Here is a 10,651-nt window from a genome sequence, read left to right as displayed (position 1 = left end):
AATAGGAACCGAGTGTTGGCTGCATGAAATACCCGTTTAAAGGCTAGATCTGGTGCTCACTTAAATTTGAGTGCACTCGATGTCTTGGCTTTGCGGGGCTGGGTAGATGACATGGCCGGACGGTTACGATTGGTAGCCAGGGGTTCAGCTTCAATTAACTTTTCAGTGATCACCGAAAAGTTACGGGCAGTGGCGTTGAAGTAGCGCTCAGCGGCATCCAGTCGCTGCCTGACGCTGGCAATCTTCAGTCGGTCGTGAGGCTTCACTTCAAACCACCACTCGCGCCCATCCGCGAGGAAAACCTGTACGTCTGGGTAATATTTGAAGTAGCCCTGGAGCGATGGAACACGTTCCTCACTGGGCTGCGGGACGTAGCCGATGACCGCAGGAGACAGCTCAAGAAGCCGAAAAAGAGCGCCTTCGAGCTGGGACTCCCAGGGCACAGGCTTTTTATTTTTGAGCGATGGGAAGTAGCCGCGGTAATGGTTGGACCGCCGCGTGACCACCTTTCGTACTGTCATGAAACACCTCCGAAAATCTCGAAACGAGCGCCGACGCTGCGCCAAAAAATCAAGGCGCAGGGCGGGCGAAGTGAGGCCTTTCGACAGGCAACACTGTGCCGTCGAGTAACCTCGCTAAGGTCGAAAAAATGGGAGAGGATTGACAGTCGCTTCGAAAAAGCAGACATTGCGGGTTCTGAGGACGCAAGTCTGCTTCGCTAAGCGCGGTCAGTCCTCTCGGGATTGATCGCGTTTTTCTACATTTTCAGGTCTCCTTTTCTCTCATTGGTCATGACTCTCATGACTGATCAGAATCTAAAGCAATCGGCTTGCTCTCTTTATTTCTAAACGGCCACTTCGTGATCGCTGGAGCAATTTGGATCAGGTCTGAAGCTCTCGCTTCAAACAGCTGATTTGGCTGAAAATCTTCAGTGCAAAGCGGAAAAGTTGGTCATAGATCTTATTCCAACATCCCTTCGAAATCTACAAAAAATCCAAAATGGCAACTTCCACCAAATTCCATTTCCATACTAAATTGTTCAAATTAATACTTAACACGTACGCTTAATTAACTATTAAGGTGTTCAAATATTAGTTTTAAAGTCCTCTCAATCTCTCTGCTGCTCAGATCCGCCCGCCGACCCTCTCAGCACTTCCAGCGCCCCATCAAATCACTTCCTCAAATCCCCCCATCTGCATCATTTTCCAATGAGCGGAGTAGGGCGCCCCGGCAGGAATTCCAGGCAAAAAAAAGCCCGCGAAGGCGGGCTTGATGGTGACCGACAGGGGCCATGGTTGAAGCCCGGCCGGTCATCTATTTGTGAAAGCGTGCAGCTTTTCTGTGAACCTACACCTGATCAGAAGTCCAGGTTCGACACCGACAGCGCGTTGCTTTCAATGAAGTCGCGGCGCGGCTCAACTGCATCGCCCATCAAGGTATTGAAGATCTGATCGGCAGCGATCGCGTCTTCGATGGTGACCTTCAGCATGCGGCGCACGGTCGGATCCATGGTGGTTTCCCACAGCTGATCCGGGTTCATCTCACCCAGCCCTTTGTATCGCTGGATGGTGTGACGCTTGGTGGTTTCGTTCATTAGCCAGTCCAGGCCTTCCTTGAACTCAACGATCGCCTTGCGACGCTCACCGCGTTGAACGTATGCACCTTCACCCAACAGGCTGGACAGCTTGGTGCCGATGTTGACCACGGTGCGGTAATCGTTGCTGCCGAAGAAGTCGCGGTTGAAGGTGATGTAGCTGGCCAGGCCGTGGGAGGTGATTTCCACTTCCGGCAGCCAGACATTACGCTCTTTGTCTTCGCGCAGGCTGGCTTTGTAAACCAGGCCTGACTTCTGGCTGTTGTTCAGGCGTTCCTGCAGCTTGGCCAACCAGCCTTGCATGACAGCGTGATCACCCAGTTGCTCCAAGGTAACTTCCGGCAGGTAGATGAAGTGCTCGGTCAGCTCTTCCGGGTACAGACGCGACAGACGTTTGAGAGTCTTCATCACGCTGCGGAATTCGTTGACCAGGGCCTCCAGTTGTACGCCGGAAACGGCTGGGGCCGATTCGTCCAAGTGCAGGCTGGCATCTTCGAGGGCCGATTGGGTCATGTATTCTTCCATGGCCTCGTCGTCCTTGATGTACTGCTCCTGCTTGCCTTTCTTCACCTTGTACAGCGGTGGCTGGGCGATGTAGATGTAGCCGCGCTCGACCAGCTCGGGCAACTGACGGAAGAAGAAGGTCAGCAGCAGGGTACGGATGTGCGAACCGTCAACGTCAGCATCGGTCATGATGATGATGTTGTGATAACGCAGCTTGTCGATGTTGTACTCTTCGCGGCCGATACCACACCCAAGAGCGGTGATCAGCGTGCCCACTTCTTGGGACGAGATCATCTTGTCGAAGCGTGCCTTCTCGACGTTGAGAATCTTACCCTTCAGCGGCAGGATCGCCTGGGTGCGACGGTTGCGGCCTTGCTTGGCCGAGCCACCTGCGGAGTCACCCTCCACCAGGTACAGTTCGGAGAGGGCAGGGTCCTTCTCCTGGCAGTCAGCCAGTTTGCCCGGCAGGCCAGCGATATCCAGCGCACCTTTGCGGCGGGTCATTTCACGGGCCTTGCGCGCCGCTTCGCGGGCACGGGCGGCATCGATCATCTTGCCGACAACGGCCTTGGCTTCGTTGGGGTTTTCCAACAGGAAGTCAGCGAAGTACTTGTTCATCTCCTGTTCCACGGCGGTTTTCACCTCCGAGGAAACCAACTTGTCTTTGGTCTGGGAGCTGAATTTCGGGTCTGGCACCTTCACCGAAATAATTGCGGTCAGGCCTTCGCGAGCGTCATCGCCAGTGGTGGCGACCTTGTTCTTCTTGGCCAAGCCTTCCTGCTCGATGTAGTTGTTGAGGCTACGGGTCAGGGAAGAGCGGAAGCCGACAAGGTGGGTACCACCGTCGCGCTGTGGAATGTTGTTGGTGAAGCACAGCAGGTTTTCGTTGAAGCTGTCGTTCCACTGCAGGGCGACTTCAACACCCACGCCATCGTCACGCTGAACGTTGAAGTGGAACACCTGGGAGTTGACCGGAGTCTTGTTGGTGTTCAGGTATTCAACGAATGCACGCAGGCCACCTTCATATTTAAAGAACTCTTCCTTGCCCGAGCGCTCATCCTTCAGCAGGATGCCAACGCCCGAGTTCAGGAACGACAGTTCACGAATCCGCTTGGCCAGGATGTCCCAGCTGAAGTGGATATTCTTGAAGGTCTCAGCCGAAGGTTTGAAGTGAATGTGGGTACCGGTCGTTTCGCTGTCACCCACAATGGCCATCGGCGCCTGTGGAACACCATGAACGTAAGTCTGCTCCCAGATCTTGCCGCTACGGCGAACGGTGAGTACCAGCTTTTCGGAAAGGGCGTTTACAACCGAAACACCTACACCGTGCAGACCGCCGGAAACCTTATAGGAGTTGTCGTCAAACTTACCGCCGGCGTGCAGCACGGTCATGATGACCTCGGCAGCAGAAACCCCTTCTTCCTTATGAACGTCAACCGGAATGCCGCGACCGTTGTCGCGCACACTGATGGATTCGTCCGGGTGAATGATGACCGTGATGTCGTCGCAGTGCCCGGCGAGGGCTTCGTCGATCGAGTTGTCGACCACTTCGAAGACCATGTGGTGCAGGCCGCTACCGTCATCGGTGTCGCCAATGTACATGCCGGGACGCTTGCGCACGGCATCCAAACCTTTCAGCACCTTGATGCTTGAAGAGTCGTACGTTTGATTTTCGCTCATGCCTTCACTCCCGATGGTCGTGGGTCTGGGTGATACGGCCTTGTTCCACGTGGAACAAAGCAACTGGCGTTTCCGTCTGCCAGCCTTCCCTCAGTAATTCGTGATCTACACAGGTGATGAACACCTGGCAGCGTAATTCTTCAAGCAAGCGGCACAGTGCGCGGCGATGCTGGTCATCCAGCTCGGACGGCAAGTCATCAACGAGATAAATACAATGGCCGCGTCGAGCCTGGCTCACGAGGTGGCCCTGGGCAATGCGCAATGCGCAAACCACTAGCTTCTGCTGGCCACGTGACAAAATGTCGGCTGCATTATTGGCAGCCAGACGCAGACGTAGATCAGCACGCTGTGGACCGGCTTGGGTATGGCCCATCTGCTGATCGCGAAGGAGAGAGGAGGCGAGTACTTCGTTGAGTTCCCGGTCCTTGTCCCAGCCTCGGTAGTAGCTAAGGGTCAACCCGTCCAGCTCGACCAGTTCGCTCAGGGTTTGCTCGAAGACGGGCTTCAAGGCCTTGATGTAGTTGCGACGGTATTCATCTATTTCCGCGCTGGCCAGGCATAATTCCCGGTCCCAGGCGGCTTGCGAAGCTGGGTCAAGTGTACCATGACGCAACCATGAGTTCCGCTGCCGCAACGCCTTCTGCAGCCTTTGCCACGCAGGCATGAAGCGGGGTTCCACGTGGAACACTCCCCAATCCAAAAACTGCCGGCGTATCTTCGGCGCACCTTCCAGCAGCCTGAAACTGTCGGGGTTGATCAGCTGCAACGGTAGCAGCTCAGCCAATTGAGCGGCGCTCTTGGCATTCTGCCCGTCAATGCGGATAGTAAAATCGCCCGCCCGCTCACGCGAGACACCCAGGTTACTGGTTCCGCCTTCGGCCAACTGCACTTCACCAAACACGGTGCAGGCTGCTTGCTCGTATTGGATAACCGGGTTCAAGCGGGTACTGCGAAACGACCGCGCTAGCCCGAGCAGGTGCACAGCTTCAAGCACACTGGTCTTGCCACTGCCGTTAGCGCCGTAAAGGATGTTAATGCGGGGGGAGGGCGAGAGGGTCACCGGGTGCAGGTTGCGCACCGCGGTGACCATGATACGTCGAAGGGACATTGGGCCTGCTACGGTTTACAGACGCATCGGCATGACAACGTAGGACGAGTCGTCATTGCCGGCTTCCTGCAGCAGGGCGCTGCTGTTGGAGTCCGACAGGATGAGACGAACCTGTTCTGTCGTCATCACGCCCAAGACGTCCAGCAGGTAACTCACGTTGAAGCCTATCTCCAGCGAGCTACCGTCGTAGTCCACGCTGATCTCTTCTTCCGCTTCTTCCTGCTCGGGGTTGTTGGCCTGAATTTTCAACTGGCCAGCGGCCAACTGCAGGCGAATACCACGATACTTTTCGTTGGAAAGAATCGCGGTACGGCTGAAAGCCTCGCGCAACGCCTGACGGTCACCGATTACCAGCTTGTCGCCACCCTTAGGCAGTACGCGCTCGTAGTCCGGGAACTTGCCATCGACCAGCTTCGACGTGAAGGTGAACTCGCCGGTGGTCGCACGGATGTGGTGCTGACCCAATACGATACTGACCATACCCTCTGGGTCGGTAAGCAGGCGCGCAAGTTCCAGAATGCCTTTACGAGGCACGATGACCTGATGACGCTCATCCTGCTCGATAGGTGCGGTCATCGAGCACAGCGCCAGCCGGTGACCGTCGGTGGACACAGCACGCAGGGTGTTGCGCGACACCTCCAGCAACATGCCGTTGAGGTAGTAACGGACATCCTGCTGGGCCATCGCAAAGCTGGTGCGCTCGATCAGGCGGCGCAGTTTGCTCTGCTCCAAGTTGCAGGTCAGCGAGCCTGGGCCTTCTTCCACCGTCGGGAAGTCATTGGCTGGCAGGGTCGACAAGGTGAAACGGCTACGACCGGCCTTGACCAACAGCTTCTGCTCATCGACCTTGATATCGATCAGGACGTCGTTTGGCAGGCTTTTGCAGATATCCATTAGCTTGCGCGCCGGCACGGTGATTTCGCCAGGCTCGGCTGGCTCTTCCAGTTGTACGCGGCCTACCAGTTCGACTTCCAGGTCGGTACCGGTCAACGACAACTGCTGGCCTTGCACGACCAGCAGCACGTTGGACAGGACCGGCAAGGTCTGACGGCGCTCGACGACACCGGCGACCAGTTGCAGGGGTTTCAACAGGGCTTCGCGTTGAATGGTGAAATGCATGGTCTAGTCCCTTGCCTTTAAATAGCTGCGCCGCCGGCCATCAGGTCGTCAGCGTACGCAGCAGGTTCTTGTAGTCCTCGCGGATGTCCGCGTCGGATTCCTTCAGTTCATTGATCTTGCGGCAGGCGTGCAGCACGGTGGTGTGGTCACGGCCACCAAACATGTCGCCGATTTCCGGCAGACTATGGTTGGTCAACTCCTTGGACAACGCCATGGCCACCTGACGCGGGCGTGCAACAGAACGCGAGCGGCGTTTGGACAACAGATCGGCGATCTTGATCTTGTAGTACTCGGCCACGGTGCGCTGGATGTTATCCACACTCACCAACTTGTCCTGCAGCGCCAGCAGATCCTTGAGCGATTCGCGAATCAGCTCGATAGTGATGTCACGCCCCATGAAGTGCGAGTGTGCAATCACCCGCTTCAGAGCGCCTTCCAGTTCACGTACGTTGGAACGAATGCGCTGGGCGATGAAAAACGCCGCATCGTGCGGCAGCTCGACCTTGGCCTGGTCGGCTTTTTTCATCAGGATCGCCACGCGGGTTTCCAGCTCGGGCGGCTCCACGGCCACCGTCAAACCCCAGCCGAAGCGCGACTTCAGCCGCTCCTCGAGGCCCTCAATCTCTTTCGGGTAGCGGTCACTGGTAAGAATTACCTGCTGGCCACCTTCGAGCAAGGCGTTGAAGGTGTGGAAAAACTCCTCCTGCGAACGCTCCTTGCGGGCAAAGAACTGGATGTCGTCGATCAGCAGCGCGTCGACCGAGCGGTAGAAACGCTTGAACTCGTTGATCGCGTTCAGCTGAAGCGCCTTAACCATGTCGGCGACAAAACGCTCGGAATGCAGGTAGACCACCTTGGCATTCGGGTTTTTCTTGAGCAGGTGGTTACCCACAGCGTGCATCAAGTGCGTCTTGCCCAAACCCACGCCGCCATAAAGGAAGAGTGGGTTGTAGCCATGCTTGGGGTTGTCGGCGACCTGCCAGGCCGCAGCTCGAGCCAGCTGGTTGGACTTACCTTCGACAAAGGTTTCGAAGGTGAATGTACGGTTCAGGTAACTGGTGTGCTTGAGCGCTCCCTCTACCTGGACAGTGCGCTGTTCGGTACGGCCGCTCGCAGCAGGTACCGAAGCGGTATCAGCCATCGCATCGAAGCTCTCGCGCGACGAGGTTTCACCGATGTCATTGACCAGCACTGGCTCGGTTACCGCCGCAGCGGCCGGTTCGGCTGCCGCGACAGAGGGCGCAGCTGGCTGCTGCGACGGGTTCTGGGCCAGGGAAGCAGCCATGGCTGCGCTGACTGGGGCGTTGGGCGCTGCCCGCGGAGCAGAGCTGCGGCGGCTGCCTATTAATAAGGAAAGGGCAGGTGCGATGCCATTGCCTTGCTCGCCCAACAGCTCGAGCAGGCGGCCAAGGTACTTTTCATTCACCCAATCAAGAACGAAACGGTTAGGCGCATAGACGCGCAACTCGTCGCCTTCGGCTTCGACCTGTAGCGGACGGATCCAGGTGTTGAATTGCTGGGCAGGCAGTTCATCGCGCAGAAGCTCCACGCACTGCTGCCAAAGTTCCACTGACACGGATATCCCCTGAGTTTGAAAGCCGGATGAGGCAAAAACAAACCGCCATTGTACCGGTGGAACGATCAGTTATCCACATGTGGAAACATTCTGACCCATGCCAAAACAGCCATTTAGCGACCAAAACGGCGCCCAAGCACTGTGCATAAGGTCTGTGGATAAGCGCACGTGAGGGCTATGCACAACCCTGGGGTCAGCCCTGTTGATAACTCACCTGTGGATAATCGCCCTATTCATCCACAGGTTGTGTTCAAGCGCAGCACAAGCACAGCACCTGTTGTGGACAAGGTTTTGGAACGCTGTACACCTTACGGATAAAGGGCTGTAGATGGTTATCCACAGATACTTATCCACTTAAGATTTATAAGTTCTTCAGAAAAGCTTTTTATATGTCTCTTCTTTTTTTTCATTTTGTCGTCCGTTTGTCTGCTCGATCAAGCACCAACCTGAAGGACCCCTTCGACGACCTTCCATAAGGAATGGCTGGTTGGAAATTGACCTATTGGCTTGCTTTCTCTAGAATCGCCGATCTCTTAAAAAGGGGGCCATTCCGGCCCGTTGTCGACAAACCCAGGTAACACGCCATGAAACGTACTTTCCAACCAAGCACCATCAAGCGCGCTCGCACCCACGGCTTCCGTGCCCGTATGGCTACCAAGAACGGCCGTGCTGTTCTGTCGCGTCGTCGTGCCAAAGGCCGTAAGCGTCTGGCCATTTGATTTTTCGGCACAGGTGGTGAGTCAGGACTTCAGTCGGGAAAAGCGACTGCTTACACCCCGGCATTTCAAAGCGGTCTTCGACTCCCCAACCGGCAAGGTTCCAGGGAAAAACCTGCTGATCCTTGCTCGCGAGAACGGTCTCGATCATCCACGTCTCGGCTTGGTGATCGGCAAGAAGAGCGTCAAGCTCGCCGTTCAACGCAATCGCCTCAAGCGCTTGATGCGCGATTCCTTCCGCCTGAACCAGCACCTGCTCGCTGGCTTGGACATAGTGATCGTCGCGCGCAAGGGATTGGGTGAGATAGAAAACCCGGAATTGCACCAACATTTTGGCAAGCTCTGGAAACGCCTGGCGCGCAGCCGGCCTTCTCCCGCAGCAAACGCCGATTCCGCAGGGGTAGACAGTCAAAATGCGTAAACTGGCCCTCGTTCCGATCCAGTTTTACCGTTACGCCATCAGTCCTCTGATGGCCAGCCACTGTCGTTTCTACCCCAGTTGCTCCTGTTACGCCTACGAAGCCATTGAAACCCATGGCCTTCTGCGTGGCGGGTGGCTAACCGTTCGTCGCCTGGGGCGTTGTCATCCGTGGAACGACGGCGGTTTCGATCCTGTTCCCCCCGCGCCTTCCTCCCGAACTTCTTCGATAGCCGAGTAATCATGGATATTAAACGCACGATCCTGATCGCCGCCCTGGCAATCGTGTCCTACGTCATGGTCCTGAAGTGGAACGATGACTACGGCCAGGCTGCCCTGCCGACTCAGAATACTGCTGCCAGCACTGTTGCTCCGGGCTTGCCCGATGGCGTACCGGCCGCTAACAACGGCGCGAGCGCCGATGTCCCTAGCGCCAACGCTGATTCGAGCCCTGCCGAACTGGCACCCGTAGCACTCAGCAAGGATCTGATCCGGGTCAAGACCGATGTCCTGGAACTGGCTATCGATCCAGTCGGTGGTGACATCGTCCAGCTGAACCTGCCGAAGTACCCACGTCGCCAGGATCATCCGGACATTCCGTTCCAGCTGTTCGACAACGGTGGCGAGCGCGTCTACCTCGCACAAAGCGGCCTGACCGGCGCCAATGGCCCGGATGCCCGCTCCACCGGTCGTCCGCTGTACGCCGCTGAACAGAAAAGCTACCAACTGGCCGACGGCCAGGAGCAACTGGTTGTCGACCTCAAGTTCAGTGACAACGGTGTCAACTACATCAAGCGCTTCAGCTTCAAGCGCGGTGAGTACGACCTGACTGTCAGCTACCTGATCGACAACCAGAGCAGCCAGGCCTGGACCGGCAACATGTTTGCCCAGCTCAAGCGTGATGCCAGTGGTGATCCTTCTTCGAGCACGGCTACCGGCACTGCCACCTACCTGGGCGCGGCCCTGTGGACAGCGGGCGAGCCGTACAAGAAAGTGTCGATGAAGGACATCGACAAAGGTAGTTTGAAAGAAAATGTGTCTGGCGGCTGGGTCGCCTGGCTGCAGCACTACTTCGTTACTGCCTGGATTCCAGCCAAGTCGGACAACAACGTTGTCCAGACCCGCAAGGACAGCCAGGGCAACTACATCATCGGCTATACCGGTCCGGCCATCAGCGTACCTGCAGGCGGCAAGGTCGAAACCAGCGCCATGCTGTACGCCGGCCCGAAGATTCAGTCCAAGCTCAAGGAGTTGTCCCCAGGCCTGGAACTGACCGTCGACTACGGCTTCCTGTGGTTCATCGCCCAGCCGATCTTCTGGCTGCTGCAACATATCCACAGCCTGCTAGGTAACTGGGGCTGGTCGATCATCGTGCTGACCATGCTCATCAAGGGGCTGTTCTTCCCGCTGTCGGCTGCCAGCTACCGCTCGATGGCGCGCATGCGTGCCGTCGCACCGAAGCTCGCCGCGCTGAAGGAACGCTTCGGTGACGATCGCCAGAAGATGTCCCAGGCGATGATGGAGCTGTACAAGAAAGAGAAGATCAACCCACTGGGCGGCTGCTTGCCGATCCTGGTGCAGATGCCGGTATTCCTGGCCCTGTACTGGGTGCTGCTGGAAAGCGTGGAAATGCGCCAGGCCCCATGGATGCTGTGGATTACCGACCTGTCGATCAAGGATCCGTTCTTCATCCTGCCGATCATCATGGGCGCTACCATGTTCATCCAGCAGCGCCTGAACCCGACGCCGCCGGATCCGATGCAGGCCAAGGTGATGAAAATGATGCCAATCATCTTCACCTTCTTCTTCCTGTGGTTCCCGGCTGGCTTGGTGCTGTACTGGGTTGTGAACAACTGCCTGTCGATTTCGCAGCAGTGGTACATCACCCGCCGTATCGAAGCAGCGACCAAAAAAGCAGCTGCTTGACAGGCTAATC

The 10,651-nt window shown here is 56.7% G+C and carries 9 protein-coding genes; 4 read left to right on the top strand and 5 right to left on the bottom strand.

The window, feature by feature from the left end; all coding sequences use genetic code 11:
• Positions 1 to 56: 56 nt before the first annotated feature.
• The 5 genes from L6D80_RS20880 to dnaA form a co-directional block, all read right to left on the bottom strand.
• Positions 57 to 521: a TnsA endonuclease N-terminal domain-containing protein gene (locus L6D80_RS20880; RefSeq protein WP_236183063.1), complete on the bottom strand. Its 465-nt coding sequence runs from the start codon at positions 519 to 521 to the stop codon at positions 57 to 59.
• Positions 522 to 1,357: 836 nt separating this feature from the next.
• Positions 1,358 to 3,778 (bottom strand): DNA topoisomerase (ATP-hydrolyzing) subunit B, encoded by a 2,421-nt coding sequence (gene gyrB, locus L6D80_RS20875; protein ID WP_176515762.1) that lies wholly within the window; start codon positions 3,776 to 3,778, stop codon positions 1,358 to 1,360.
• Positions 3,779 to 3,782: 4 nt separating this feature from the next.
• Positions 3,783 to 4,886, bottom strand: coding sequence for a DNA replication/repair protein RecF (gene recF / locus L6D80_RS20870; RefSeq protein WP_176515764.1), 1,104 nt, complete (start codon positions 4,884 to 4,886; stop codon positions 3,783 to 3,785).
• 15 nt (positions 4,887 to 4,901) lie between these two features.
• The gene (dnaN, locus tag L6D80_RS20865; RefSeq protein ID WP_054901214.1) at positions 4,902 to 6,005 is read right to left on the bottom strand and encodes a DNA polymerase III subunit beta; all 1,104 of its coding nucleotides are present in this window, start codon (positions 6,003 to 6,005) and stop codon (positions 4,902 to 4,904) included.
• 40 nt (positions 6,006 to 6,045) lie between these two features.
• A complete protein-coding gene (gene dnaA / locus L6D80_RS20860; RefSeq protein WP_176515766.1) occupies positions 6,046 to 7,581 on the bottom strand; it encodes a chromosomal replication initiator protein DnaA in 1,536 nt (511 codons plus the stop codon).
• 584 nt (positions 7,582 to 8,165) lie between these two features.
• Between dnaA and rpmH the strand changes: the two genes are divergently transcribed.
• The 4 genes from rpmH to yidC are packed head-to-tail and all read left to right on the top strand — an operon-like array spanning position 8,166 to position 10,641.
• Complete coding sequence (rpmH, locus tag L6D80_RS20855; protein WP_003253163.1) at positions 8,166 to 8,300, top strand: 50S ribosomal protein L34; 135 nt, start codon at positions 8,166 to 8,168, stop codon at positions 8,298 to 8,300.
• A 13-nt stretch (positions 8,301 to 8,313) separates the two neighbouring features.
• The gene (gene rnpA, locus L6D80_RS20850) at positions 8,314 to 8,718 is read left to right on the top strand and encodes a ribonuclease P protein component (RefSeq protein ID WP_082422779.1); all 405 of its coding nucleotides are present in this window, start codon (positions 8,314 to 8,316) and stop codon (positions 8,716 to 8,718) included.
• Positions 8,711 to 8,956, top strand: a complete 246-nt coding sequence (yidD, locus tag L6D80_RS20845) for a membrane protein insertion efficiency factor YidD (protein ID WP_082422780.1) — start codon at positions 8,711 to 8,713, stop codon at positions 8,954 to 8,956. The genes rnpA and yidD overlap by 8 nt, the downstream gene beginning before the upstream one ends.
• 2 nt (positions 8,957 to 8,958) lie before the next feature.
• Positions 8,959 to 10,641, top strand: a complete 1,683-nt coding sequence (gene yidC, locus L6D80_RS20840) for a membrane protein insertase YidC (protein WP_176515768.1) — start codon at positions 8,959 to 8,961, stop codon at positions 10,639 to 10,641.
• Positions 10,642 to 10,651 lie beyond the last annotated feature (10 nt).

Origin of the sequence: Pseudomonas ceruminis (assembly GCF_021602025.1) — a bacterium.
GTDB lineage: Bacteria > Pseudomonadota > Gammaproteobacteria > Pseudomonadales > Pseudomonadaceae > Aquipseudomonas > Aquipseudomonas ceruminis.
The sequence above is the reverse complement of the archived record's forward strand: the minus strand, read 5'-3'. Positions and strand labels throughout refer to the sequence as shown.